Genomic DNA, 24381 nt, shown 5'->3' with positions numbered 1-24381 from the left:
GGTCAGGCCTTGGGGTCAGACCAGCTCGCCGCGCACCTCGTCGTCGGCCAGGGGTTCTTCCTCGGGCAGCAGACCGCGTTCGTCGAGCCACGCGAGGGCCTTGGCGATGATCTGCAGGCGGGCCTTGAGTTCCTTCACCGTCGCCGACCCCGGGTCGCTGACCGCCTCGAGGTCGTTGAGGTGGGCGGCGATCTCGCTCGACCACGCCTGCAGCGTCATCCAACCGGCGGTGCGGTCGCCGGGCAGGTCGAGGGAGCGGTGCGCCTCGGTGAACGCGGTCAGGCGGAGGACCTGGGAACGCACCTGGTCGGTGGGGGTCAGTGGCGTGACCAGCCCCTGACGTTCCTCGCCGAGCATTGACGAGACCCGCGTGGAGCCCAAGATCGTGTCGCCCATCAGGTGCCGGTGCCAGGCGGTGCGGGAGAACTGCCCGGCGGACTCGCGGACCGCGGTCGCGACCCGCTTCGCCTCGGGACGGGTGTAGCCGTACGCCGTCCACAGCGCTTCGACGGCGGCGAGGTGCTCGGCCGCGAGGTCGACGTCGTAGGGGGCCAACGGGTTGGACGTCGCCATCAGCACCGCGAAGAAGAGCTGCTCCTCCAACGGGCGGTGCGAGAACCGGAACTCGGGTTCGTCGCCGGACTCCAGGACCGACACCATCGCCGGCATCGGCTCGCCGCGTTCCTCGCGGGCCAGGCGCATGGCGCGGCCGGTGCGTTCACGCAGGCCCTGCAGCGCGAGCCGGACCCGGACCGTCTTCTCCTTGCCGGGAGTCATCTGTTCACCGACGAGGTGTGCGAACGCGAGCGCGTCGAGCTGGTCGGTCTCGTGGGCGGAGAGCGCGACCTCGAGCGCCTTCTCGTCGCTGATCTGGGTGCGCGGCGGTCGCAGCACCTCGGCGAGCACCTGGCCGGCCACCGGATGCCCCAGGTACATCGCGGCCGAGTGCGAGGCTCCGAGCTGGATCCGGACGTCGGCCGCTGCGGGGAAGAGGCGGTTCACGCCCGCACCGCGGGTGATCACGTCGAACGGGTTGAGGACGTTGATCCAGCCCTCGACCTGGTGGAACGGGAAGTCGTCGCGCTGGAAGGGCAACGACTTCCACAGCCCCAGCACGCCTGCCGGCGACCCGAACGTCACCAGACGACGGATCCGCACGCCCGGCGGTAGGTGACGCAACAGGTCGATCGCGACCAGCGAGCCGAGCGAGTGGCCCACGACGACGAGGTCACGGTGCCCGCCCAACGAGCCCAGGACGCGGTGCAGGACCGCACGACGCAACGCCTCGTTGCGCAGGTAGTGGCGGCTGTCGCGGAGGTCGCGCGGCAGCGGGACGCGGGCCAGGTCGATGCCGCCGGCGATGTTGCGCAGGCCGCGGGAGTCGACGGTGCCGGTGAGCTCGGAGACCGACCGTGCCTGACGTCGCGCGTACTCGGCCCGTCGGGTCAGGGCTTCGTCCTTGGGGGAGGTGTCCTTGACGGTGCGGGTCGGCGCGGAACCGCCCTCGGCGGGCGGGAACTTCAGGAGCTCGACGTAGTCGGGGGCGATGATCCTCGACGACGCCCGGGGCGGCACCTCGATGCCGTGGCGTTCGAGCGAGGAGTGCAGCGAGTCGTACCAGGCGTCGTTGCGGACCGCGTCGCCGACGCCGTGGAGGTAGAGAAGTGCCCAAGCCATGACTCACGGTCTACCAGCCGGCTGCGACAACCACGTGACGTGCGGGTGTCGTCAGCGTCGCAATTGCGCCGCACCCCACCGGTTCGAGTCGTCATTTCGTCCGAAACACGACTCAATCCGGTGGGGTGCGAGGGGGTCAGTGGTGACCGTTGGCCAGCTTCTCCGCCACCGGACCGTGCAGGTTCGCGATGTCGGAGAAGGTGATGTTGGCGCGCGGGTCGATCTCCTCGATCTCCTCCGCGATCGCCGCCTCCTCCAGGCGCGTCGTGGCGAAGGTGATCACCCAGACGTCCTCCCAGAGGTCGATGTCGCCGTGGTACTTGAGCTGCTTCGAGACCACGACGGGACGCTTCGTGTGGCCGGTGACGAGCTTGGCGATCTCGTCGCGGTGACGGGTGGTGACACGGACCTGTCGGGCTCCGGACTCACCGTGGGCGATCTGGTCGACGAGGTCCTTGACGACGACGTAGAACAGCACCGCGCTGAGCAGCGCCGACTCCCAGGAGATAACGAAACCGGCGAGGGCGAAGATCGCCAGGTTCACGTAGAGGATCAGCTGACCGACGGTGAACTTGGTCTGCGCCGCCAGCACGGTGGCCAGCACCTCGGTGCCGTCGAGCGCGCCACCGTGGTGCAGGGCCACGCCCACGCCGACGCCGATCATGGCGCCGCCGCAGATCAGCGCCAGCCACGACTGGTCGGTGATCGGGTGCATGTGGTGCAGGAGGGTGGTGGCCACCGACAGCGTGATGATGCCGACCGCGGAACGGACCGCCGAACGGTGTCCGACGGCCTTCCACGCCAGGATCAGGAACGGCAGGTTGAGGACGCCGATGTAGACGCCCATGGGGATGTCGATCCAGTAGGTGGCGATGATCGAGATGCCGACGATGCCGCCGTCGAGGAACTCGTTGGGGTAATCCCGAGTGCTGGCGAGCGTTCAGTGAACCCGGCTTGGTGTTCTCCACCGGCCCCCACACGCGAACACCGGAGCACCTGCATCCGAGCCCGAGCGCAGGTGCCGTCTACCGCTCGTGCAGGACTCTGGCTGGGCCCCTCAGCGGGCCTTGCCCTGACGGAGGGCCTCTTCCACAAGGTGTTCGGCACTCTGCTGCATCAACGTTTCGCTGTGGCTCCGTCGCAAGTTATCCAGCCAGTCCGGGACGTGGGCGTTGGTCTGGCGGATGCCCAGGATCAGGTCCTGCACCGCACGGCAGTCGGAGACCGTGATTGCGCTGCCGGGTCGAAGGGCTTGCTCCCAGAGGCGATGGACTTTCATCTCTGCTTTGGCCTTGGTCTCGCTGCTGTCTCGGTTGCTACGGATCATCTCGATGAGTTCACGTGCGGGTCCTAGCAGGGGGACGACGAGGGAGACCAGCGCGTCGGTGGCGTTGAGGTCACCGATGAGCGCAATAGCGACCCCGAGGAGGACGAGAACGACGAGGCAGCCGGTGAGGACGGCTCCGTAGAAGCGGTGGATCGAAGCACCCCAACCGAGGTTGCTTCGCTGGCAGATGAGGATGTCGAGGGGGCGCTCGACGGCCCCGGTGTCGGGGTACCAGTCTTTGGTTCGGTTCCCTTGGTACCGGTTGGCGGCCTCGACTATGAGCGTCGGCGAGGGGTGCTCGGCCGCCATCACATTCCAAGGCAGGTCGAAAACGTAGGTGTCGAACTCCTCTTGCGTGAAGGCGGCCTGCTTCCGGCACCGTTTCTCGCGTCCGCCACCGAGCAATGACCAGAGGAAGGTGGTGGCACCGCCGACGGCTCCGACTACGACCCGTGCTTCCGGAAAGGCGAGCGCCACAGTAACGGTGACGGCTGCCAGTAGCACCACGGTGAGGAACCGGGTGTCATGGAGTCGCTTGGCGTCGGTGTACAGCCGGGACTGCGCGGCGAGAAAGCGCTGGGCACGCTCGGTGTTCTGCCGGACGGAGATCGGGGGCCGGGGACTGTCGGTCATCGCGGCAGGAGCCTACGTGTCGCTGTACGGAAAGTCGCTGCCCCAGATGGCTTGCAGGGCCTCGTTCATTTCCCACCGGTCGTTGGTGAGCCATGCCGAGTGGGCGGCGTCGATGCTCTTCTTGAACCTCCGGAGGTCGGCCATCGCCGATGCGCGTGCTGATTCCCCGGAGCATGGGCTGATCCGCGCAACCAGTCGGGCGGGATCGTTCATGGCAGGCAGCCCTTGGTTGACCAGCGTCGTCACGATGGACCGGACTGCAGTGAAGGGGTAAACCGTGTCGTGGTTCTTGGCGAACTCGGCGGCGCGCATTTCCAAGTAGAACGAGGAGATCGAGACGCTGTGCTGGTACTTCCATGCCTTGAGGAGGCGGGCAGTCTCGCGGACGTCGCCGTCGTGCTGGCGGTCGAGACTGGCGACGATCTTGTTGTGAGCCTGGGGTGCTGCTTCCCGCCAGCCGCCACCCGGAGCCGGAATCAGGAGGACGCGGTCCTCGTCGGTGGTGCCGCGTTCGAGGTATGCAGGTGTGATCTCGTAGTACGGGAGGAGGCCGGGGAAGTTCAAGGTGACAGCCGGGCGGCTCACCGTGACGGTGGCTTCCCATAATTCGCTCCGCAAAAGGTCCCGCAGGTTGTTCAGGATCGTGTTGGAAGACTGAGGGCGATCCTCGTAGTGGATGCGGGCGATGTAGTCGACGTCGCTGTAGGGCATCACTGCGGTGCCGTGCTGGAACGAGCCGCTCTGGAAGAAGCCCATCAGTCGGTGCTTGCTGCCGATGATCTCCCGCACTCGCTCGCGGTGCTGGCGGACCTCGGCCTTGTGCCACTCTTTCGGAGCGCGCGCTTCGAGGTAGCGGTCTATGCCTTCGGAAAGCGTCGTCATGGTTCCCCCCACGGTGTTCAACGGCCGATGTCGCGGGTCACCCTACGGTGGAGTGCCGACACTCATTCGCTGCATCTGGCCGAAGAGCGGTCTCGGCTCAGGCCTCGTCGATCCACTTGTGCAGGGACTCATCGTTCAGGGTTGGCTCTGGTTCCTTGTCGAAGCCGAAGGCATTGGGCCGAGGTCGCGTCGCGTGAGGTGTCGGCCGACCGGTCAGTTGGGCGCGGGTCTGCTCCAGGCTCCTGTGGAGGGCCACGTTGGCCGTGTAGAGCCGTCGTGCCTCCTTTTTCGCTGCGTTGGCAGTGCGGAAAGCGACCGTCGCGGCTTCCTTCCAGCGAGTCTGTGCCTCTTGGGACTGCCGGTACCTATCCTCAAGTTCGGCGTACTGGGCGCGCACCTCATCCAACTCGTCACGCATGGCCCGTTCCTGCGGTGTGGTGGGTCGGTCGGGGCTTTGGAGGTGCTCGACGCGTTGGAGAAACTCATCCGCGAGAGGCTTGTACTGGCGGTACAGGCTGGGTCGCGACACCCCTGCCTCCTGCGCCAGTCCCTTCAAGTTGAGACTGGCAGGGTGCACCGTCTGTGGGGTGCCGTTGAGGAGACGCTCCATGGCGGCACGTACGTCACGCGACTGGTCAGGGTTCTTCTTCGCCATGGGCCTCTTCCAGTTGGACGAATCGGGCGTTGTCCCGGTGGTCTTCGACGACTCGCAGACGGTCCGCCGCGAGTGCCTCCTGACGGAGCCGAAGCGGCTCTGGCAGGAGCGGATTCCGCAGGGACTGCCGAAGGCGTTCAAGGTCAGCGACCAGCGGCGCCACTGTCTCGTCTGTTCGAGCGTGGTTCGGGCAGTTGCTCTTGCACCGCAAGGTGTCGGGCCCATCGGGGCTCTGCGGGCTACAGAGCGCCGTTGAAGGGTTATAGACACACAGGCTGAACGCGCGGCGGTTGTCGAAGACCGCGAAGGCGCTGTCGCGTGCTAGCGCTTGGGCGGCACGGCTGCTCGTGACCGTGGCCAGGTAAACGCGGCTCTGGCCAACCTGGTCCACGAGACGATCAGCGGCGGGGCCTGAGACGTGGGTGCCGGAGGTAGCAAATTCAGTCACCGAGTCCAGCAGATCCAAGTGTGCTCGCGCTCGTTCCTCGTCCATCATGTTGGCCATGCCGACGGTGCCCGTGGCGGCGTAGCCGTCTCTGCCGAGCGAGTGTTCCAGGTGCTTGAACTGCATGCCGAGCGCGACTTCGCCGTCGTCTTCTTGATAGATGAACCAGGCGATGCTGCGACGGAATCGGGACGGAGCAAGGCTGCCGTGAGGGTCGGCAGGGATGAGGTGTGCCCCGTTGTGTCCCTCGCGGCGGACGAGGTCATTGACCCAATTGGCGTAGTCGTTGATGGCAGCGTTGGCAGTCCCCAGATTCAGTTTGCCCGCGTGCGGGGTGGTAAAGAGGTAGTCCGCCCCCGCGTTGATCCGCTCCGCAACCCGGATCGCGTCGACCACTGGTTGCGAGGCCACCCAGGTTGCGTCCCGAGCGCCTAGCGATTCCGTGTGTGCCTGGTCCCTGGTCTTCAGAACCGTGCCGTGGACCAGGTAGGTCAGTACGCCCTCGGGCCTTTCGGGGTTGGGTGGGACTTCTTCTACGCAGCCAGGGCGCAACGACAGGGCCTCCCCCGGCCTCATGCCAGTCAGGTAGGTGACAACGATCAGCGCGGCCGTCTGGAGGTGACTCACCCAGTACGGCCACCCGCCACGTGAACGCCCCGCGACGAGGTCGTAGAACGAAGCCTGCGTAGCCCAGGGGCGTCCGTCAATGACGGCGCTTCCCACGAAGGAGATGGGAGCGCCGAAGGTCCTGTCCTCACGGAGTTCGGCACGTACATCCTTGAGGGCGGTCTTGACCTGGTTCTCGGAGCACCCCGCAAGATAGGCGAGGTACCGCTGGTCAACACCTGACTTGTTCGCGGGCAAGGTCCCATCGTGGCAGTCGAGCCAGTTGCGGATGAACCTCTTCGCTGCACCTCGAACGGGCGTGGTCTTGACTGGCTCCCGCTGCCAAGCATCAAGGATGTCGTCGGCACACTCGCGGACCATCCGGAGGGACCAGTTGAGGAGGGCGTCCATCGTCTCTGGGTGGACGATCTGCGTGCGGTTCTCGCCACTAGGGCCAGTCCTGAACGGGGTGGCGTCCCCCCAGCCAGGCATACAGAGGCGCTCGTGATCCTCGAACACCGGTCCCATGTGGTGCAGCCGGTAGAGCACGCGTGTGAACGCCTGCTTATAGCCCGTAGAGAGGTCCTGTGCTGCGATGTCCTGTGCGTACAGGTCGAGCAGGTCTGGCGTGCAGGCGGACAGGGTGCTGACCCCCATCGAGTCCAGCCAATCCAAGAACCGCTTGATGCCCTGCATGAAGGTGTTGACGGTTCCTGCGCTGGGCTGGTTGGCGTACCTGGCCCCCTGCTTGCTGTACATCGCCAGCGGAGTGGGGTGGTTGATCAGCGCCCAGGCGATGCGCTTGTACGTGACGAGCCAGTCGTCAGAGACGTGGTACTCGCTGGCGCGCCTGGCTGAGGGGGCCCCGAAGAAGAGCGTGGGGTGCTTCCGGTCGGGGTGGCTGACGGCTTCCAACGGCCACGCGTCAGCACTGACCGGCGCGATGCGCACGCCTTCTCTGACAGTGCGGGCAGAGGTGATGGACGGAGCCCGCGATGCCATGTCAGGGATAGCAGGCAGGTCGCTAAGGGTCGTCTGCCGGACGATGTCACTGAGCAGCATCGAACTCACCCTTCAGCAGCAAGCGGACGTTCTCACGATCAGTGCGCGTTGCGCGGGCCGCCAACATGCGGGCCTCGTCGTCGTCGAGTTGGGCCTTCTCCCTGAGGAGCGTCTCGATGAGGGTGTATTCGTGCTCCCACCGAGTCCATTGGCCGGGCGTAAGCGCGGTACGCAGGTCCCTGAGCGCGTCCCGGATGAGGACCAGTCGAGGCAGATGGACGGGCGTGATGATTGCGTTCTCGCACGTCAGACACGCGAAGAAGGTCTCAGTACAAACGCCTCCCGTCTGTGGGTGGCGATGCACGTCCTTGCACGAGGCGGTGACGGTGTCCTGGGAGCCGTTCAAGGCCTCAGGAGGAGCGTCCTCCACTGGTGTGAGCGACACCAGTCGCTCCTCGGCACGCCGGATAGCCGCAATCTGGGCCCGCGCCACCTGCTGATGGATCTTGGCCTTGGCCTCGTCCGACTTGCTCAGGTAGTCGCGCACCCACGTCTCCTGGGTGTGCTGAGAGGGAGACCTCTGGATGACCGTCACGTACGTCTGTCGTAGTTTCGGGAACGACAAGGGGAGCCCATTCGGCATCCACGGAAGGTCCTCCCGCCGCGACCCTCCGCTCGGTACGCCCGAGCGAACGTACGGTGCAGGACGCTCGACGTCGTTGCCGTATCGGCGGGTCTGGGCGTCGGGCGTGGTGAACGTGCTGCGGCTCAGCAGCAGCAGAGGTGTCGGGGCCCCGACGTTCTGACACATGACGCGTGCGGGCTCGGTCGCTGCCTGGATACGCCGCCATAGTGCGCTCGACGGACCCACGAGGACCGTGGACTCGCGTTCGAGTCGCGGAGACCTTCGAGGCTTGATCTCCGTGACTCGCACCTCGTCCGGGTGGTCCCCCAGTTGGATCTCGTCAGTGGCCAGCCGGTTGATCACTGACAAGTTGTAGCCCTCGGCACAGACTAGGAGCGCAGCCGCCGCGAGCGCTTCGCTGTTGCCGAGCAGCAACGCCTGCGGGAGCCGAGGAAGCCCCTCCAACTGCTCTCGACTCAGCGGCGTCACCTCGCCGGTCTCCAGGAGGTGACGGAGGGCCTTGTCGAGCGCCGGTGACTCGTCGGTGGCGCGCTGCGCTCGCTGGTAGTACGTGGAGATGCGCTTGCGAGCCTTGGCAAGGTGTCGCTCCGCCGCCTGGCGGATCTCGTGGAATTCAGCCGTCGTGTAGGCCTCCTTCATGCCGGAGTCGTTCACCGGGCGACCGATGCGGATGTTGGCGAGGCTGTCCTTGACCGCCTGAGGCACGTCAGGTGAAGCGGCCAAGATGATCCGGGCCTGGTGGAGCATGCTCTTCGCCGATGTTTCGGCATAGCCCTCGAACTCATGTCGGATGTAGTCCTGCCACCGAGCGACAGTGAGCCCTGACAGGCTCTCCAGCCCGGCAACCTCGCTCCATGCGAGGAAGCGGCTTGCGGCGTAGAACTTGGTTTCGCTCGTCTTGATGGTGAGCCACTCGGTGCCGAGCATCTCTGCGAACACATGGGCGACCTGCTTCTTCGCCAGCGACGCCCCAGGCAGCGAAGCCAGGTCCGTGGTGACGGGAGAGCCAGCGTGACGGGGGGTCCATACGACCTTCAAGTCGTGAATGGCCACGCGGGGGACCCGAACCCCGCTGCGGGGCATGACTGCTCTAGGCATCGTCTGACGTCCTCACGGCCTTCGTCTCGTAGACCAGGTCTGGGTTGGCAAGCCTTGCGATGACGTCCTCGATTTCCATGTGCTCGGTTCCCGACAGCAGGTCGTCCATCCGAAGCGTGCGGACAGGCGCCAGGTAGGTGTCCTTCGTGATGCCAACGTGCGCGTGACCGAGGGCTTCCTTCACCCGGTCAAAGGCGCGCTCGTACCGCTTGACGTCGTAGCGCTCAACGCCTGAGAGCCCCAACCCCCGGTCGATGCTGCGGTGCTCAGCGGCGAGGAGCCACAGTGCGAACGTGTGGCGGAGGGTGTGGGGGGTCACCTCAGGCACGCTGTGTGGATTCAGCCCGAGATGTCCAGCCTGCGCGAGGAGACGCTCGTTGGCGCTCGCGAACACAGGCGTCCATGTGTCGGGGGTTGTGGGCGTGCCTCGTTCGGTGAGGAACCAGGACAGCGGTTCCAGAGCGCCGTCGCGGCCTCGCGCATAAAGCCGCTGCCGCTGGTCCTCGCCCATGGCTGAGAGGCGGACACGACCGCGCCCCTCGATGTTGAGCAAGAGGTCGGAGCCAGACGGTTCGACGCTCTGTGCGACCAGAAGCGAGGTCCGCCACTCCAGGTCCTCATAGAGGCCGCCTCGCTGTGCTCTCCGGATCGCGGCGTCGCGGAACTTGATGTAGCGACGCTGGACATCCGCTGTTCCTGGGCTGACTCGAACGGGCCGGTCACGCTTGCTCTTGGTGATGATGGCAGGCAGGACCATCTCGTACCTGCCAGGAGCCTCCTGAAGCACTTCCCACGAGGTGAGCGCGCAGGCCTCACCGATGCGCATGCCGGTAGTGACAAGTAGGTCCACCATCGCGGTGTTTCGGGGCTCCAACTGGCCACGCCAGGTGGTGTCCATGCCGCCAATCACGACCTCCGAGCCGTCGATCCGTGCACGGTGGCCCTGAATCCCGACGGCCTTCCACAGGCGGTATGCCCTCGGGTTGAGCCAATTCTTGTGCTTGACGGCTGCCGAGGACTTGCTGGCCCGAGGCCCAGATGAAGGGATGGGGTTGTCCTGAGCGAGGCGGCGCTTCACGGCCCAGTCGTACAACGCACGAAGCGCCACCCGAGTCTGCTCGAACGACTCCTCACTCACGACTGCCCCGGGGCTACCGGGGAGGTTCGGATTCGTGCGCCAGCGCCGGAAATCGGCATAGAGGTCCTCGTGCGCGGACCGCCAGTCGGTCAGCCCCTGGGAGTCCAAGAAGTCGAGCCAGGTCTTGATCGCATGAGCCCGGGACCGTCGCGTCGAGGGGGCGAGGTCGGTGAATGACAGCGCACTTGAGAAGTAGTGGCACAGGTCGTCGTCTAGTTCCAGCGAGGGCGACACGATGATCGGTGTGCCTGCGGGGATGTGGAGGGCCCCCTCGATGTCACTGATGGACCGCATCTCGTCCAAGTCGGGATGCCAGTTCTCCGGTGGACGCGTGTAGGGGTCGGTGAAGAGCACCAACCAGTGCTCACCCGGGACGTTCCGAAGGTCCTCCACACAGTCAGTATCGACTGAACACAGTCAGACTGAACACAAAAGTTCTAAAGATTATTGGGGAGGAGGAATCCTTCGAGGCCGATCGCGAAGACGACGGCGCCGACCATGATCGAGGCGAGCTTGTAGAGCTCCACGAGGACGGGGTGTCCGCCCGCGCGTTCGACCAGTCTGTCGGCGGGGGATCCCTTGCGGACGGGTGGGCTGATGTCGACGCTCATGGGCCCATTTTTCCAGACGTAGATTGACCTTTCCGCGACAGGACGTCCCGCGGACTGGTTCGGATAGTCGCCCGGGTTCTGCTCCGCGGCCCCGGAAGCACCCGCTGACGTGCGCCGATTCCGTCTCAGTCGGCCTTGGTGTTGCAGTCCGCCAGTGCGGCGTCGGACTTCTTCGCGCCGCGCGTGCCGACCACCACCACCACAGCAGGGTCAGGCGCGGAGATGCTGACCTCCTCGCCCACGCGCGAGAAACCGGCCAGCACCGTGACGTCGAGACCCTTGGCACCGAACGGTTCGAGGAGCGCGGACGTCGCGCCGCCCGACTGACGCACCGCGGAGAGGATGTCGGCCATGGTGGTGCGCAGCGCCGTCACGGACTTCTCGTCGAACTGGATCGACGCCGGTATGGACTGGTCCGTCGGGCCCAGGGTCACGTCGGAGGCGAGGTCCCCGAGTGTGGCGACCGCCGCGTGCATCGACGTGGCGCCCACTGCTGTGATGCCTTCGGTGGCCCAGTCGCGCGCCGTGGCCTGGAGTGCCATCCGGACCGCGCCCGGAATGCTCTCGTAGCCGGCCGGGAGTTCTTCGGAGAACCAGCACGGGCCCGCCGAGGTGTCGGGCTGGGTGAAGAGCTGGTTCCCGATCTGGACGGTTGCCGTCGTCGAGCGTTCGTCGCCGGTGTCGTAGGTGGTGGTCCACGAGCTGGCACCGGCGTCGAGGTCGTAGTCGCCCTCGCTGCGCAGCAACGGTGAACCGGACGCCTCGAGGGTGTTGACGAAGCGGCCGGTGTTCTCCGCGCGGATCTCGGCCACCGCGTCAGCGATCGCGACGTCCGCGGTGGGAGTGCCGCCGCAGGCCGCGAGCGGGACCAGCAGCACCGTGGCGCACAGAGCGCCAGCACTCCGTCTCCTGCTGCTGGTGTGGGTGGTGACGGGCGCGGTCGAACGACGAACGATCTGCATGGGTTTCCCTCCCCGATGCGACCCCTCCGGTCGCGCACGCAGCGTAGCGGTCAGAAAGTTTCACGCGGAAGGCAACTCTGCGGGTGGAAGGCGGCAGGAGGAGACCCTGAGCGGGACGCCACTCCCGCCGACGGATCCGCTGAGTCGCGTACGGCAGGCGTCCCCCGCGCTCGTCCCGATGGTACGGATTTATGACTTCGTGACCCGTCGGACGGCCTCGCAGGGGGTTTGACCCGCATGTGGCGTCTTAAGGTCAGGGAATCGCGCGCCCGCGCGTTGAGCGCTCCCAGATCTGAGGCCCCCATGCTCGACTTCATCCACGAGGACCTGATCCTCCCGGTCAGCGACGTGCTGTGGAACTACGTCCTGATCTACGTCCTGATCGGAGCCGGACTCTGGTTCACGATCCGGTCCCGGGCCGTCCAGGTCCGGATGTTCCCCGCGATGCTCACCGGCCTCAAGGGCTCGCGTGGGCAGACCGACGGCATCTCGTCGTTCCAGGCCTTCGCGATCGGTCTCGCCTCCCGCGTCGGCACCGGAAACATCGCCGGCGTCGCGATCGCGATCACCCTCGGCGGGCCGGGAGCGGTCTTCTGGATGTGGGTGGTCGCCGCGGTCGGCATGGCCACGGCCCTGGTCGAGGCGACGCTCGCGCAGGTCTACAAGCGACGCAAGGGCGACGCCTTCATCGGCGGCCCGGCGTACTACATCCACCGCGGTCTGGGCTCCTGGAAGGGTGCCGTGCTCTTCGCGGTGATCCTGCTCTTCACCTACGGCATCGTCTTCAACATGGTGCAGATCAACACCATCTCCGGGGTCGTGGAGTCCGCGCACGGCATCGACGCCGTGTGGACCTCGCTCGCCCTGGCTGCGCTCGGAGTGCCGATCCTGTTCGGCGGCGTCAAGCGCGTCGCGAAGCTCGCCGAGGCCGTCATGCCGGCCCTCGCCGGCCTCTACCTCCTGCTCGCGCTGGTGATCCGGTGGTCAACAGCGACATGATCGGCGAGGTCTTCTCCTCCATCTTCACTGCTGCGTTCGGCCCCACCGAGGCGTTCGCAGGCACCACCGCCGGCATCGTCGCGGCGATGATGAACGGCGCCAAGCGCGGTCTCTTCTCCAACGAGGCCGGCATGGGTTCGGCTCCCAACGCAGCCGCCACGGCGTCGGTCACGCACCCGGTGCGTCAGGGTCTGATCCAGTCCCTGGGGGTCTTCGTCGACACGATGATCGTGTGTTCCTCGACCGCGTTCATCGTCCTCGCCTCGGGTCTCTACAACCCGTCCAACGACGACTCCAGCGTCGGTGCAACTCTCACCCAGGACTCCGTCGCGGCGTCGTTGGGTGACTGGACGATCCCGGTGATGACGTTCCTGATCTTCGTCTTCGCGTTCTCGTCGCTGCTGGGCAACTACTCCTACGCCGAGGTGAACCTGCAGCTGCTGACCGACTCGACGCTGGCGCTGACGATCTTCCGTTGGGTCGTGATCGTGTTCGCGTTCATCGGCGGCATCCTGTCGCTGCAGACCGTCTGGGACCTCGCCGACGTGGCGATGGCCTGCATGGCCCTGGTGAACCTGGTGGCGATCCTGCTGCTCAGCAAGGTCGCCTTCGTGGTCCTGGCCGACTTCGAGAAGCAGCGTCGTGAGGGCAAGGAGCCGGTCTTCGTCCTCGACGACCACCCCGAGCTCGAGGGACGTGTCGACCCCGACGTCTGGAGCCGCGCCGCGCAGGCCAAGAACCCCACCTGATCCGGGTTGCTCACGGGTGCGTTCGGGGGCGGTGGCTAGCCTCGGCGCAACATCACTGACGACCCTCGGAGGACCCATGAGCGACGACCTGTTCGACATCGACGAGAAGCAGAAGCTCAGCCGCGAGGCCGCTGCGGCCAAGCTCCGCGAGCTCGCCGACGCCATTGCCAGCAACAACTCGGTCCGTTTCGAGAAGGCCGGGAAGACGATCACCGTCGACATCCCCGCCGAGGTGGAGCTCAAGGTCGAGGTCGAGCTCGGTGACGAGAACGAGCTGGAGATCGAACTGACCTGGTGACGCACCCGACGTCCCTGGTGAGCGTCCTCACCTGTACGCCTGACGCCGCACCGTCCGAGGTTTCGCCCCGGGCGGTGCGGCGTTAACGTCGAAGGATGCCCAGTCGCCACGTCAGCGAGGTCATCCGCCTCGCTCCTGCCCTCGTCTATGCCTGGACGCGAGACACCGCCCACCTCCCGCTCTGGGCCTCCGGGCTGGCCAGCGCACCCGGTCGTCGCGACGGGCACGACTTCGTCGTCCGTTCACCGATGGGTGAGGTCCGGGTGCGGTTCACGCCCCGCAACGAGTACGGCGTCCTCGACCACACCGTGACGCTGCCCGACGGCACGCAGGTGCTCAACCCGGTCCGCGTGATCGCGCACCCCGAGGGTGCCGAGATCGTCTTCACCGTGCGCCAGCTCGGGTCGAGCGACGCGCAGTCCGCTGCCGACGTCGCCACCGTGACTGCCGACCTGCGCCGTCTCAAGGAGCTCTTGGAGGCCTGAGCGCCGCCCGGACCACGCAGACCCCACCGGTTTGGGTCGTTGATTCGCAAGAATCACGACCCAAACCGGTGGGGTTCGGCGTCAGTCGCGCTTGCGACCCACGAGGCCTCCGGCCCAGAGCGCCCACAGCACCAGGACGGGCTGGAAGAACAGACGCACCAGACGCTTGCGGTCGGTGTCGAGGCCGAACGCGTCGGTGCCCTCCACGTACTGGCCGATGTTGCCGGGGAAGATCGCGACGAAGAACGCCGCCAGCAGGCCGCCGAAGAGACGCTTCTTCTTCGGCAGCAGCGCGAGACCGGCGCCGAGGCCGATCTCGACGACGCCGGAGCCCAGGACGACGAGGTCGTCGTCGACGGGAACCCATTCAGGGACCTGGGCCTGGAACTCCTCGCGCTGCGAGGTCAGGTGGGTGACGCCGGCGAACACCATGGTGGCGCCGAGCAGGACGCGTGCAGAGGAGGACAGGAAGCTCATGTCCAGCAGCGTAGGGCGGGCATGGTGATGCCGGTCACGCCTCGCGGATCCAGACGTGGCCCTGCTCGTCGATGCCGAGCAGTTTGCGGCGAGGGCGTCGCGCGTCCGGCGCGAGCAGCGCGAGCGTCCCGAGGGTCAGCAGCCCGAGCAGTGACGGTCCCGCAGCAGGACCCCGCAGCGTCACGGTGTGAGCGGTCCGATGGACGGCGTCCCAGCCCTTCAGTGACTCCTGGGCGACGACGCGGTCGAGCAGGTACTGACGTTGCTCCGGGGTGAACACCGGGCCCTTGGCCGGGTCGTGAGGCTGACGCAGCAGCGACATCTCGTTGGAGTACGCCGCGGGAGCCCAGCGCTTGCCGGTCCAGGACTCCCAGCGCTTGCGGATGCGATTCCAGCGCTTGGTGCCCGCTGCTCGTCGTGACATGCGGCGAAGTGTGTCAGACCGCGACGACGCGTCGGACGAAGGCAACCAGGTTGGCCCGGAGGCGTTCCACCTTCGCCTCCACCGAGATCGTCTCGTGCGGTTGCGCCCGGGCCGGACGCTTCAGCCCGCGCGCGTAGAGCGAGCAGGCAAGGTCGGCGCAGACGTAGTTGCCCACGGTGTTGCCCCGGCGCCCCGACGGTCCGGCCAGCGGCGCGACCAGCAACGCCATGTCGGAGGCGGAGTGGGTGGTGAAGCAGAGCGTGCACATGTTCTTGCGGCCAGCGCTGCCTGCGGAGGACACCTTCATCGCGATCCCGACCGGTTCGCCCTGCCCGACGACGTCGCCCCCCACCACCATCCACGCCGCCTGCGGGTGGCCCGGGTCGCGCCAGCCGAAGAAGTCGAGCTCGGCCCACCGGGAGGCAGGCGGCAGGGCTGCCTCAGACGGCACCGGCATCCGCTTGGCGTCGCCCTTGGAGCAGTTCACGAACGACGCACGCAGCGCCTCGGGGGAGAGGGGATCCACGCCGTCAGCCTCGCACGACCGGGCCCTCGTGCCTGCGTCCGGTTCTTGGTAGTTTCCTGGACATGATGCACCGAAGCGCTCCCGTCGCCAGCCGTTCACGTCGCCGCATCGGAAGGGCCGTGGCTGCCGTCCTCGGCGCTGGTGTCGCCGTGGCGGCGCTGCCCGCTGTCGCGCACACCCCGGTGTGGGACAAGCCGACCGGCCAGGGCAACGGGGACGTCTACGTCGCGCTCGGTGATTCGTTCACCGCCGGAATCGGCATCCAACCGGAACGCTCCGACGACACGGGCTGTCACCGGAGCACCAAGAACTTCCCCTCGCTGGTGGCTGCCGACCTCGACGTCTCCACCTTCACCGACGCTTCGTGCAGCGGCGCGGTGGTCGCGGACCTCGCGACGGCTCAGCGGCGCGGGGAGTACGACAACGACGCCCAGTTCGACGCGATCACCGAGAAGACCACGCTGGTCACGTTCGGCACCATCGGCGGCAATGACATGGGGCTCGTCGGTCTCGCCACGGATTGCGTCAAGGGCGACTGCGTTCCTGCCGCTGGCACTGACCCGCTCGCGAGGGAGTTCACCCAGCTGCGCACCGACCTCACTGCCGGCATCGAGAAGGTCAAGGAACTCGCTCCGCTGGCCGACATCGTGGTGGTGGGCTACGGCATCTACCTGCCGAAGGACGGCTGCCCGCAGAACTTCTTCGACCTCGTCACGGCCGAGGAGTCCAACTACCTCCAGGGCCAGATCGACCGTCTCTCCGATCTCCTCGCAGAGATCGCGGCCGAGAACGACGTCGCGTTCGCCGACCAGCGTCTGATCCCCGGCGCGCTCGACCACACCGTCTGTCAGTGGGACAGCCGACAGTGGATCCGCGGGCTCTACCCGGAGGGCGGCGGCGACGGGTTCACGTTCCACCCCTCCAGCGCGGGCATGAAGGCCACCGCCGGGCTGGTCGCAGGCGTCGTGCGTGACCTCCGCGGCGTCGAGCCGGAGCCGACCCCGAAGCCCGAGACGACGCCCACCCTCAAGCCGACCCCGAAGCCGACCCTGGCCCAGCGCAAGGCCGAGCTGGCGAAGAAGGCCAAGGCCGTGAAGGTCGCCGCCACCTGTGCGGGCACCAAGAAGAACCGCAAGGTCGTCGTCAAGGCCACCACCGCCAAGGGCGGCGTCACCAAGGTCGTCCTCAAGGCCGGTGGCAAGAAGGTCGTCACCGACGCCAAGGCGCCGTTCACGATCAAGGTGAAGGCGACGACGCTGAAGAAGAAGCTGAAGAAGAAGTCCTCCACGCTCAAGGCCGTCGTCACCGTCAAGCACTCGGGTCTGAGCACCTCCCGCACCGTCACGCTGAAGCGTCCCGGCTGCGTGAAGTGACGCCGTCGTTCGTCCCGGCGGTGTGACCGGCGAGACGACTTGACCCCCACCGGGACCCCTCGACGGATGACGTCGGCGGGTCCCGGTGCCATGCTCGGTGCATGGCCCAGGGCGCAATACCGCACCAGTTCAACGTTCCCGCACCGATGATCGCGATCATCCCCGGCGTGATCGCCGTCGCGGTGGGCATCCACCTGATCGTCGCTGACTCCGCCGCATGGCTCGGGGCGGTGCTGATCCCGGTCGGCGCGATGCTGATGATGATCGGCGGCGTCGCGAAGGCGGTCGCGTGGGGCATCAGCCTGGAGCGTCAGCACTCGGGCGAGTAGCAGGCCTCGCCGGCCCGGACCGCCGCACAGGACCGCCGCGCAGATCAGCGTCCGGGTCGGTAGCCCAGGTAGAGCACTCCGTTGTCGTAGACGTCGGCCGCACTGCGTTCGAGGTCGAAGGCGTCAACTCCCTCGGGAAAGAGCCGCGGCCCACCACCCCGCACCGTCGGGAACACGCACAGATGGAGTTCGTCGACGAGACCGTCGGCGAGCATCGCGCGCACCAACGTCGCCGAGCCGCTGACGTAGAGGTTCCCGACCTCGTCGGCCGCACGACGGATCGTCGCCGGGTCGTAGGCGCCCAGCACCGTGCTGTTGGCCCATGCGGTGTTGGCCTCCACGATGCCGAGCGTGGAGGAGACGACGAACTTGGTGGAGTCGTTGAAGAACGGGGCGCCGGGGTCGTCGTCGGCCGATCGCGTCGACCATGCCGGGGTGTCCACGACGCCGTCGAGGCTCATGAAGGCGTGGACGTGGATCTCTCCCATGGCGCTCCTCGGGGCAGGTGGCGGAGGAACCATGCTGCTCCCGCGTCGTGCCGCAGGTCCAGAGAGGTGTCAGACCCGGTCGCGCCTATGCTCGACACCGTGCAGACCGTGACCACCTTGGCTCCCTACGAGGACGACCGGGGAAACCGCATCATCGTTCCCGACGGATTCGTCCACACCGGCCGCGTCAGCGTCGTCTTCAAGGGGTCGAACAACGTCCTCAAGGTGGGGCGACGTCCCAACCTGCGCAAGCTGCACGTGCAGTTCGACTGCAGTGACGGACGCTGCGTCATCGGCAGCGGGAAGTGGGGCTTCGCGGCCACCATCCGCGTGGGCCAGGACTCCGTGGTGCGGATCGGCGACGACACCTCGATGACCGAGGTCGTCGGGATCTCCGCGGTCGAGGGCGCGAAGGTGATCATCGGCAAGGACGTCATGATCGCCACCCAGGTGCAGTTGCGTACCGACGACGGTCACCCGATCTTCGACGTCCGGACCGGGGAGCGCGTCAACCCGGCCCGCACGGTCCGGGTCGGTGACCACGTCTGGCTCGGGTGGGGGTCGGTGCTGCTCGGCGGCGCGAAGGTGGGCTCCGGCTCGGTCGTCGGCATGGGTTCGGTGCTCAAGCGCTCGATCCCCAACAACGTGATCGCGGTCGGTTCGCCGGCCAAGGTGGTGCGTCGTGACATCGCCTGGGAGCGTCCGCACCTCTCGCTCACCGAGCCGTTCTACAAGCCCGACTCCTCCACCGTCACCACCCACGACCAGTGGTGGAACCTGACCGAGGACCCCGTCGTGACGACGTCGCCGAAGCCGTCGTTCGTGGCTCGGGTCAAGCGCCGTCTGACGCGTCGCTGACCCGTCGCTGGCCCGTCGCTGACCTGTCGCGGCGACAGTGTGTCCGGACTCACCACGACGCACGTCCCCGTGCCTCCCTGATTTCCGGTTGAATTGGCAGTCTGCCCGGTTTCTGTACGCCGGGGTGGCCCGAGGCCACACAACGCTCGTCGTTCGCCTCGCGTCCGAGGCTCGAAACCTCCAGCTCCCCCCATGGACCCCGGAGGTTCCTGCATGTCCGACGCAGTACGCACGCCCACCCCTGACGCGGCGGAGGTGAACGACGCCCCGTCCTCGACCCGCTGGTGGGCCCTCGTCGTCCTCGGTCTGACCCAGCTGATGGTCGTCCTCGACTCCACGATCGTCGCGATCGCCCTGCCGTCGGCCCAGGCCGACCTCAACATGGCCGACGACCAGCGTCAGTGGATCATCACCGCCTACGCCCTCGCGTTCGGTTCGCTGCTGCTGCTCGGCGGCCGCATCGCCGACTACTGGGGACGCAAGCGCTCCTTCATGGTCGGCATGATCGGCTTCGGCGCCGCCTCCGTGTGGGGTGGCCTCGCCGGTTCCGCCGGTGAACTGATCGCCGCCCGTGGCCTCCAGGGCCTCTTCGCCGCCGTGCTCGCCCCGGCCGCGCTCGCGATGCTGACCGTCCTGTTCTCCTCCGGCAAGGAGCGCACCGTCGCGTTCGCCGTCTTCGGCATCATCGCCGGAACCGGTGCCGCGTTCGGTCTGCTGCTCGGTGGTGCCCTCACCCAGTACGCCGACTGGCGCTGGTGCCTCTTCGTCAACGTCTTCTTCGTCATCGTCGGCGTGATCGGTGGCGCCAAGCTGCTGGTCGAGTCGCGCGCGGAGGGCCGCAACACCTACGACCTCGTCGGTGCCGTCCTGGTGACCCTGGGCCTCGGCTCGCTGGTCTACGGCTTCTCCCGCGCCGAGCACGGCTGGGTCGAGACCGACACCCTCGGCTTCATCGCCGCCGGCGTCGTCCTGGTCGCACTGTTCGTGTTCGCCCAGACCAAGGTCTCCAACCCGCTGCTGCCGCTGCGCGTCGTCACCGACCGCGTCCGGGGCGCCGCGTTCCTGCTGCAGGCCATCATCGGTGCCGTCATGATCGGCGCGATGCTCTACCTGACGTTCCACTTCCAGATCGTCATGGGCTTCGGCCCGCTGCGTGCTGGCTTCGGCTCGGTCGCGATGACCGTCGTCATCATGGCCACCGCCCCGATCGCCACCAAGATGTTCGAGGCCCTCGGCGCCCGCGTCGTCCTCACCCTCGGTGCGGCCCTGGCCGGCGCCGGCCTCGTCGTGCTCTCCTTCATCACCGCTGACGGCGGCTACTGGACGCACGTCTTCCCGTCGCTCGTGATCATGGCGCTCGGCTTCTCGCTGATCTTCGTCCCTCTGCAGAACCTGGCCCTGGCCGGTGTCGAGCCGCACGACGCCGGTGTCGCCTCCGCCGTCGCCAACTCGGCGATGAACATCGGTGGATCCATCGCGGTGGCCGTCTTCACCGCCCTGTCGCTGTCGAAGACCGAGGACGCCCTGGCCGGCGGTGCCGACCCGATGACTGCCCTCGTCGAGGGCTACACCGTCGTCTTCCTCGCCGGTGCCGGTGCGATGTTCGTCGGCGCGGTCCTCTGCTTCCTCATGATCCCGCAGAAGAAGGACCTCGTCCTCGACCCCACCCAGGTCGCGGTCGGCGCTCACTGATCTGCATCCGTCCCACGTGACGAGGCCCCGCACACCGTGAGGTGTGCGGGGCCTCTCGCGTCCGCGATGCTCGGTCGTCTCAGGCAGGGGTGAGCCAGGGGCACACGGTGTCGCGGGCCTGCAGGGCCTGCTGACGTCGGCGGTCGATGCTGGGACGACGACGGTGCTCTTCGCTGCTGCGCGGGCGTGCCAGCGGGATGCCCGCGGACGGCAGCTCGGCCGGGGCCTCGTCGGCCTCCGGCGCGACCGCGCCAGCCACCCACAGTTCGACCTCGACGTCATAGGCGCCGTAGCCGTTGGCCTCGACCTTCGTCGGGCCCAGCCGCTGCAGCATCGCCAACGAGGCGGCGTTGCCGGCGACGACCTCGGTGACCACTCGGGTGACGCCCTCGGGACGCTGGTCGGCCAGCACCTCCAGCAGCGCCGAGGCGATGCCGCGTCCCTGGTGCGCGTCCTTGACGGTGACGGCCACGTCGGCGGCCTCGGGGACGTCCTCGTAACGCACCATCCGCCCGATCGCGACGGGGTCGAAGGTCTGTGGGTCCTCGGGGTTGGCCACCGCGAGGACGAACGCGACGTGGTCGATGAAGTCGACGTCGTCGACGAGGTGGTTGAGCATCGACTCCGACAGGTGAGCGGTGGGCGTGAGGAAACGCTGACGGCGAGCCTCGTCGGAGAGTTCCTCGAAGCCTTCGACCAGGCGCTCGCGGTCCTCGCGGCGCAGGGGCAGGACGATGGCCGGTGTCCCGTCGCGCAGGGTGACGTCGAACATCGGACCTCCCGAGGGGCTCGTGCGGCGTGTGGGACCAAGGATAGGTGAGGTGTCCGCACGCTCCCGCGCAGGGACGACGTCGCGCAAGGCTTTCGGGCCAGCGATTGAGACCGCTCATGCAGCCGGTGCCAGACTTGACCCGGTCGTGACCTCTCCGTGACTCGGACGCGGAGGGCTGGACGGCGACGAGAACGAGGAGAGTGGTCGTGGACCTGCGTCAGCGGATCAGTGAGCGTCGAGGCGGAGCGGTGCTGTTCGGCATGACGCCCCCGCGCGCCACCACCAGCGCCGAGGGCGTCCAGCAGGTCGCCGAGCGCACGATGGCGCGTCTCGAGCCCCTCGACCTCGACGGCCTGATCGTCTACGACATCACCGACGAATCCGACCGCAACCCCGTCGAGCGCCCCTTCCCGTTCATGGAGACCCTCGACCCGGCCGCGTTCGTCGACGAACTGGAGGGCTGGAAGAAGCCCGTCGTCGTCTACCGCTGCGTCGGCAAGTACGAGCCCGAACACCTCACCACCTGGCTCGGCGCCCAGGACACCAACCGGGTCCTCAGCGTCTTCGTCGGTGCGTCCTCGCGCGACAAGCAGGTCCAGGTGACGCTGCCCAAGGCGCAGGAGCTGTGGCGTGAGACCAGCCCCGAGCTGCTGCTCGGTGCCGTCGCGATCCCCGAACGCCACCTCGCCAAGGGCGACGAGCACGAGCGCCTCCTCGCCAAGCAGGACGCCGGCGTCGGGTTCTTCGTCACCCAGGTCGTGTACGACGTCAACGCCGCCAAGGACCTGATCAGTGACTACCACTACGCCGTGAAGGCGCGTGGCGAGGAGCCGGTCCCGATCATCTTCACGCTCTCGGTGTGCGGCTCCCTGAAGACGTTGGAGTTCCTGCACTGGCTCGGTGTGAAGGTGCCGCGCTGGCTGCAGAACGACCTCGAGCACTCCGAGGACACCCTCGCTCGCTCCTACGAGCAGTGCTTGGACACCGCCGACGAACTCATCGCGTTCTCCGCGCGCCTCGGCATGCCGATCGGCTTCAACATCGAGTCCGTCGCGGTCCGCAAGGCCGAGATCGAGGCGTCGGTGGAGCTCGCCCGTGAGGTCTGCGAGCGGATGGCTCACCTGCGCTGACGCGCTTCCCGACGCTTCCCCCGCGGACGTCATCACATGTGGTCGCCATGGCGACCACATGTGATGACGTCCTGCTGGTTTTCGGGCTCTGTCGCTCCGCTCCCGGACGTCATAGGAATCGTGGGCCAGAGGCCCCGATTCCTATGACGTCCGGGAGGTCTAGTTGAACCTCTTCCTCGACGAGACCGAGATCGACGGAGTGTTCTCGGGTGTGCCGTTCAACATCGAGAAAGCGCGGAAATCCACGCTTGGGATGGGCTCGCTGTGGCCTTGGCCTGCGCGTGCAGAGCGCCCGATCCATGCTCAGCGACGGCTTTTTCCGGATGTGGCGTCGGTGGCCCACGGCAAGATGATCGGCGATGACGACCTCCACCGCCTTCGTCGACGAGTCCCTTCGCAACGGACTACACCTGTGTGGCGTCGTCGTGCCCGACGGCCGACTGGGCGAGATCCGGGCCGCGGTCCGCTCGCTGGCGCATCCACGCACCCAGTTGCACATGAAGTCGCGCAGCGACCGTGAGCGAGTCGCGTACCTGCGCGGCGTCGCGGGCATGGGGCTGACGGCGGCCGTCGCCTCACGCAGAGCGCGAGTCGGTGAGAACGACCGCGATCTGCGCGACGACACCTTGACCCGGCTGGGCCAGCACCTCGCGAGGGAGGGAGTGGCACGCATGGTGATCGAGACCTGCGGCCAGGACGATGCCGACCGTCGAGTCCTGCGTCGGGCGTTGGGAGCGTCGCCGGCGTTGGTCTACGAGTTCTGGGACAAGTCCGAGGTCCTGCTGGGGCTCCCGGACGTCGTCGCCTGGGCCTATCCGTACAGCAAGAAGTGGCGCTCGTACGTGGAGGCGATGGTCACGCAGGTCCGCTGAGTTCCCGAGAATGCGAACAGCCCCGGAGGACCGGGGCTGTTGGTGGGCGGACAAGGCTGGAAACCACGTCGGTGAGGCTGCCTGCGAGAGGTGCTTACGCCTCGGAGACCTCCTACGGCCACCGCTTCCGGCCGCTAGTGCGGCCGACATCTCCACGGTAACCCCGTCCGTGGCCTGCGGCAACGTGAGTTTCCGCAGTTGCCGTTGAGTCTCCCGTGACGTCATAGGAATCGTGGGCCAGAGGCCCCGATTCCTATGACGTCACGCGGGGTTTGGAATCCGATACACCCCCTAGAGGGACGCTGCTCGCGAAAGTGTCGGGGGTCCTCGTTAGCGTTCTCCTGCGCGTCCTTCCCCTTCGACGACGCGGTTGCTCCTGCGCGCCCCCACGCGTCCGGCGTGGCCGCGGCGCCGCACCGTCCGACCTCGGGGTCGGTAGAAATGAGCACCTCAGCCCCATGATGGGTGTCACCCATGCGACCAGTGGCGCAGCCCTCTGGATCGCCACCACCGGTGTCCTGCCGTACCTGGACACCGGCATCCATCCGCTGCCGGCCTCAGCGGTGCTCGCGGGATCGATCATCACCGCAGGTGCGGCGCTCCTGCCCGACCTCGACCACCACTCCGCGACGATCGCGCACTCGGTGCCGTTGGTGGGCCGCACGATCGCAGCGATCGCCAACAACGTCGGTGGCGGTCACCGGCAGGGGTTCCATGCGCCGCTGATGTTGGTGGGTGTCTGGTTCCTGGCCTCCTGGATGAGCCGTTGGCAGTGGGACATCGGCGAGTTCACCGTCGCCGCCGGTGCCGGACTCACCGCGCTCGCGCTGTGCAGCTTCGGGGTCAAGGCCCGTCGCTACGTCTCCAGTTGGGCCAAGGCCTGGGCCGTCGGTCTGGCCTACGCGGCCCTCGTGCTCGCAATGTCGCCGCAGGGTCCGTCGTGGCTGCCGCTCGCGGTCACGATGGGGTACGCCGTCCACCTGGTCGGCGACATCCTCACCACCGGCGGCCTGCCGGTGTTGTGGCCGATCACGATCCGCCCCCCGCGGTGGGTGCGGCGCACGCCGGTGCTCTCCGCCGTCTGGCGTCCGGGCGGCCACGTCGCCGTTCCGCTGCTGGGCGACGCCGGGTCGCGTCGCGAGAAGGTGCTGGGTGTCCTGATGAGCACCTACGTCAGCTTCGGCGTCGTCGCCGAGACGTGTCGGATGTTCGGTCTGTAGACGTCAG

At 67.3% G+C, this 24381-nt stretch carries 25 protein-coding genes and 1 pseudogene; 11 read left to right on the top strand and 15 right to left on the bottom strand.

Translation table 11 applies throughout. The annotated features are described in order from the left end of the window. Nucleotides 1-15: 15 nt before the first annotated feature. From EOV43_RS14960 to EOV43_RS14920, 10 genes and pseudogenes are all read right to left on the bottom strand, one after another. Nucleotides 16-1677, bottom strand: a complete 1662-nt coding sequence (locus EOV43_RS14960) for an alpha/beta hydrolase (RefSeq protein ID WP_128221998.1) — start codon at nt 1675-1677, stop codon at nt 16-18. Between the two features lie 136 nt (nt 1678-1813). Beyond that, nucleotides 1814-2581: pseudogene (locus EOV43_RS14955) on the bottom strand (YitT family protein); the annotation flags it as partial. 153 nt (nt 2582-2734) lie between these two features. Continuing rightward, complete coding sequence (locus EOV43_RS14950) at nt 2735-3637, bottom strand: S-4TM family putative pore-forming effector (RefSeq protein WP_128221996.1); 903 nt, start codon at nt 3635-3637, stop codon at nt 2735-2737. Nucleotides 3638-3649: 12 nt separating this feature from the next. Continuing rightward, nucleotides 3650-4519 (bottom strand): nucleotidyltransferase domain-containing protein, encoded by an 870-nt coding sequence (locus EOV43_RS14945; protein ID WP_128221995.1) that lies wholly within the window; start codon nt 4517-4519, stop codon nt 3650-3652. Between the two features lie 97 nt (nt 4520-4616). Beyond that, on the bottom strand, nt 4617-5174 hold the full coding sequence (locus tag EOV43_RS14940; RefSeq protein WP_128221994.1) for a hypothetical protein: 558 nt from the start codon (nt 5172-5174) through the stop codon (nt 4617-4619). Continuing rightward, nucleotides 5155-7287: a hypothetical protein gene (locus EOV43_RS14935; protein ID WP_128221993.1), complete on the bottom strand. Its 2133-nt coding sequence runs from the start codon at nt 7285-7287 to the stop codon at nt 5155-5157. Before EOV43_RS14935 ends, EOV43_RS14940 begins: the two co-directional genes overlap by 20 nt. Further along, nucleotides 7274-8926 (bottom strand): hypothetical protein, encoded by a 1653-nt coding sequence (locus tag EOV43_RS14930; protein ID WP_128221992.1) that lies wholly within the window; start codon nt 8924-8926, stop codon nt 7274-7276. The genes EOV43_RS14935 and EOV43_RS14930 overlap by 14 nt, the downstream gene beginning before the upstream one ends. 37 nt (nt 8927-8963) lie before the next feature. After that, on the bottom strand, nt 8964-10463 hold the full coding sequence (locus EOV43_RS14925; RefSeq protein WP_128221991.1) for a tyrosine-type recombinase/integrase: 1500 nt from the start codon (nt 10461-10463) through the stop codon (nt 8964-8966). A gap of 83 nt (nt 10464-10546) precedes the next feature. Then, a complete protein-coding gene (locus tag EOV43_RS15495) occupies nt 10547-10720 on the bottom strand; it encodes a hypothetical protein (RefSeq protein ID WP_164878740.1) in 174 nt (57 codons plus the stop codon). A gap of 125 nt (nt 10721-10845) precedes the next feature. After that, nucleotides 10846-11682 (bottom strand): hypothetical protein, encoded by an 837-nt coding sequence (locus EOV43_RS14920; protein ID WP_128221990.1) that lies wholly within the window; start codon nt 11680-11682, stop codon nt 10846-10848. A gap of 303 nt (nt 11683-11985) precedes the next feature. On the opposite strand from EOV43_RS14920, the gene EOV43_RS15605 reads away from it, so the two are divergent. The 4 genes from EOV43_RS15605 to EOV43_RS14905 all read left to right on the top strand — a co-directional run bounded on the left by EOV43_RS15605 (nt 11986) and on the right by EOV43_RS14905 (nt 14213). Beyond that, the gene (locus EOV43_RS15605) at nt 11986-12681 is read left to right on the top strand and encodes an alanine:cation symporter family protein (protein ID WP_206611352.1); all 696 of its coding nucleotides are present in this window, start codon (nt 11986-11988) and stop codon (nt 12679-12681) included. Then, a complete protein-coding gene (locus EOV43_RS15600; RefSeq protein WP_206611351.1) occupies nt 12663-13430 on the top strand; it encodes an alanine/glycine:cation symporter family protein in 768 nt (255 codons plus the stop codon). The genes EOV43_RS15605 and EOV43_RS15600 overlap by 19 nt, the downstream gene beginning before the upstream one ends. A gap of 76 nt (nt 13431-13506) precedes the next feature. Then, nucleotides 13507-13728 carry an amphi-Trp domain-containing protein gene (locus EOV43_RS14910; RefSeq protein WP_128221989.1) on the top strand — a complete coding sequence of 74 codons (222 nt, stop codon included), beginning with the start codon at nt 13507-13509 and terminating at the stop codon, nt 13726-13728. Between the two features lie 95 nt (nt 13729-13823). Next, complete coding sequence (locus EOV43_RS14905) at nt 13824-14213, top strand: SRPBCC family protein (RefSeq protein WP_128221988.1); 390 nt, start codon at nt 13824-13826, stop codon at nt 14211-14213. 81 nt (nt 14214-14294) lie between these two features. On the opposite strand, the gene EOV43_RS14900 is transcribed toward EOV43_RS14905, so the two are convergent. The 3 genes from EOV43_RS14900 to EOV43_RS14890 are packed head-to-tail and all read right to left on the bottom strand — an operon-like array spanning nt 14295 to nt 15640. Continuing rightward, nucleotides 14295-14690: a DoxX family protein gene (locus tag EOV43_RS14900; protein WP_128221987.1), complete on the bottom strand. Its 396-nt coding sequence runs from the start codon at nt 14688-14690 to the stop codon at nt 14295-14297. Nucleotides 14691-14724: 34 nt separating this feature from the next. Continuing rightward, entirely contained in the window at nt 14725-15114 is a 390-nt protein-coding gene (locus tag EOV43_RS14895; protein WP_128221986.1) for a hypothetical protein, read from the bottom strand. Nucleotides 15115-15127: 13 nt separating this feature from the next. Then, nucleotides 15128-15640 carry an FBP domain-containing protein gene (locus EOV43_RS14890; RefSeq protein WP_128221985.1) on the bottom strand — a complete coding sequence of 171 codons (513 nt, stop codon included), beginning with the start codon at nt 15638-15640 and terminating at the stop codon, nt 15128-15130. 62 nt (nt 15641-15702) lie between these two features. On the opposite strand from EOV43_RS14890, the gene EOV43_RS14885 reads away from it, so the two are divergent. Further along, a complete protein-coding gene (locus EOV43_RS14885; protein WP_128221984.1) occupies nt 15703-17013 on the top strand; it encodes an SGNH/GDSL hydrolase family protein in 1311 nt (436 codons plus the stop codon). A 101-nt stretch (nt 17014-17114) separates the two neighbouring features. Then, complete coding sequence (locus EOV43_RS14880; RefSeq protein WP_128221983.1) at nt 17115-17342, top strand: hypothetical protein; 228 nt, start codon at nt 17115-17117, stop codon at nt 17340-17342. 44 nt (nt 17343-17386) lie between these two features. Here EOV43_RS14880 and EOV43_RS14875 read toward each other — a convergent pair whose 3' ends face one another. After that, the gene (locus tag EOV43_RS14875; RefSeq protein WP_128221982.1) at nt 17387-17830 is read right to left on the bottom strand and encodes a dihydrofolate reductase family protein; all 444 of its coding nucleotides are present in this window, start codon (nt 17828-17830) and stop codon (nt 17387-17389) included. A gap of 99 nt (nt 17831-17929) precedes the next feature. Between EOV43_RS14875 and EOV43_RS14870 the strand changes: the two genes are divergently transcribed. Both EOV43_RS14870 and EOV43_RS14865 read left to right on the top strand, forming a co-directional pair. Further along, entirely contained in the window at nt 17930-18688 is a 759-nt protein-coding gene (locus EOV43_RS14870) for an acyltransferase (RefSeq protein WP_206611350.1), read from the top strand. 213 nt (nt 18689-18901) lie between these two features. Then, nucleotides 18902-20380 (top strand): MFS transporter, encoded by a 1479-nt coding sequence (locus EOV43_RS14865; protein ID WP_128221980.1) that lies wholly within the window; start codon nt 18902-18904, stop codon nt 20378-20380. A 79-nt stretch (nt 20381-20459) separates the two neighbouring features. Here the strand turns inward: EOV43_RS14865 and EOV43_RS14860 are convergent, their stop codons facing one another. Next, nucleotides 20460-21152, bottom strand: a complete 693-nt coding sequence (locus tag EOV43_RS14860) for a GNAT family N-acetyltransferase (RefSeq protein WP_128221979.1) — start codon at nt 21150-21152, stop codon at nt 20460-20462. A gap of 206 nt (nt 21153-21358) precedes the next feature. Here EOV43_RS14860 and EOV43_RS14855 point away from each other — a divergent pair, with 206 nt between their 5' ends. From EOV43_RS14855 to EOV43_RS14845, 3 genes are all read left to right on the top strand, one after another. After that, nucleotides 21359-22282 carry a methylenetetrahydrofolate reductase gene (locus EOV43_RS14855; protein ID WP_206611349.1) on the top strand — a complete coding sequence of 308 codons (924 nt, stop codon included), beginning with the start codon at nt 21359-21361 and terminating at the stop codon, nt 22280-22282. Nucleotides 22283-22641: 359 nt separating this feature from the next. Continuing rightward, on the top strand, nt 22642-23154 hold the full coding sequence (locus EOV43_RS14850) for a hypothetical protein (RefSeq protein ID WP_128221978.1): 513 nt from the start codon (nt 22642-22644) through the stop codon (nt 23152-23154). A 461-nt stretch (nt 23155-23615) separates the two neighbouring features. Then, nucleotides 23616-24374 carry a metal-dependent hydrolase gene (locus EOV43_RS14845; RefSeq protein WP_164878739.1) on the top strand — a complete coding sequence of 253 codons (759 nt, stop codon included), beginning with the start codon at nt 23616-23618 and terminating at the stop codon, nt 24372-24374. The last annotated feature ends 7 nt before the right edge of the window (nt 24375-24381 follow it).

The organism is Nocardioides yefusunii, assembly GCF_004014875.1.
Classification (GTDB): Bacteria; Actinomycetota; Actinomycetes; order Propionibacteriales; family Nocardioidaceae; genus Nocardioides; species Nocardioides yefusunii.
Note: the sequence above shows the minus strand (reverse complement) of the source record. Positions and strands in the feature narration are given on the sequence as shown.

What these genes read in the sequence shown, in the direction of transcription:
- EOV43_RS14960 (WP_128221998.1), bottom strand. Translation starts at nt 1,677, where the DNA reads ATGGCTTGGGCACTTCTCTACCTCCACGGCGTCGGCGACGCGGTCCGC.
- EOV43_RS14950 (WP_128221996.1), bottom strand. Translation starts at nt 3,637, where the DNA reads ATGACCGACAGTCCCCGGCCCCCGATCTCCGTCCGGCAGAACACCGAG.
- EOV43_RS14945 (WP_128221995.1), bottom strand. Translation starts at nt 4,519, where the DNA reads ATGACGACGCTTTCCGAAGGCATAGACCGCTACCTCGAAGCGCGCGCT.
- EOV43_RS14940 (WP_128221994.1), bottom strand. Translation starts at nt 5,174, where the DNA reads ATGGCGAAGAAGAACCCTGACCAGTCGCGTGACGTACGTGCCGCCATG.
- EOV43_RS14935 (WP_128221993.1), bottom strand. Translation starts at nt 7,287, where the DNA reads ATGCTGCTCAGTGACATCGTCCGGCAGACGACCCTTAGCGACCTGCCT.
- EOV43_RS15495 (WP_164878740.1), bottom strand. Translation starts at nt 10,720, where the DNA reads ATGAGCGTCGACATCAGCCCACCCGTCCGCAAGGGATCCCCCGCCGAC.
- EOV43_RS14920 (WP_128221990.1), bottom strand. Translation starts at nt 11,682, where the DNA reads ATGCAGATCGTTCGTCGTTCGACCGCGCCCGTCACCACCCACACCAGC.
- EOV43_RS15605 (WP_206611352.1), top strand. Translation starts at nt 11,986, where the DNA reads ATGCTCGACTTCATCCACGAGGACCTGATCCTCCCGGTCAGCGACGTG.
- EOV43_RS14910 (WP_128221989.1), top strand. Translation starts at nt 13,507, where the DNA reads ATGAGCGACGACCTGTTCGACATCGACGAGAAGCAGAAGCTCAGCCGC.
- EOV43_RS14905 (WP_128221988.1), top strand. Translation starts at nt 13,824, where the DNA reads ATGCCCAGTCGCCACGTCAGCGAGGTCATCCGCCTCGCTCCTGCCCTC.
- EOV43_RS14900 (WP_128221987.1), bottom strand. Translation starts at nt 14,690, where the DNA reads ATGAGCTTCCTGTCCTCCTCTGCACGCGTCCTGCTCGGCGCCACCATG.
- EOV43_RS14895 (WP_128221986.1), bottom strand. Translation starts at nt 15,114, where the DNA reads ATGTCACGACGAGCAGCGGGCACCAAGCGCTGGAATCGCATCCGCAAG.
- EOV43_RS14885 (WP_128221984.1), top strand. Translation starts at nt 15,703, where the DNA reads ATGATGCACCGAAGCGCTCCCGTCGCCAGCCGTTCACGTCGCCGCATC.
- EOV43_RS14880 (WP_128221983.1), top strand. Translation starts at nt 17,115, where the DNA reads ATGGCCCAGGGCGCAATACCGCACCAGTTCAACGTTCCCGCACCGATG.
- EOV43_RS14875 (WP_128221982.1), bottom strand. Translation starts at nt 17,830, where the DNA reads ATGGGAGAGATCCACGTCCACGCCTTCATGAGCCTCGACGGCGTCGTG.
- EOV43_RS14865 (WP_128221980.1), top strand. Translation starts at nt 18,902, where the DNA reads ATGTCCGACGCAGTACGCACGCCCACCCCTGACGCGGCGGAGGTGAAC.
- EOV43_RS14860 (WP_128221979.1), bottom strand. Translation starts at nt 21,152, where the DNA reads ATGTTCGACGTCACCCTGCGCGACGGGACACCGGCCATCGTCCTGCCC.
- EOV43_RS14850 (WP_128221978.1), top strand. Translation starts at nt 22,642, where the DNA reads ATGACGACCTCCACCGCCTTCGTCGACGAGTCCCTTCGCAACGGACTA.
- EOV43_RS14845 (WP_164878739.1), top strand. Translation starts at nt 23,616, where the DNA reads ATGGGTGTCACCCATGCGACCAGTGGCGCAGCCCTCTGGATCGCCACC.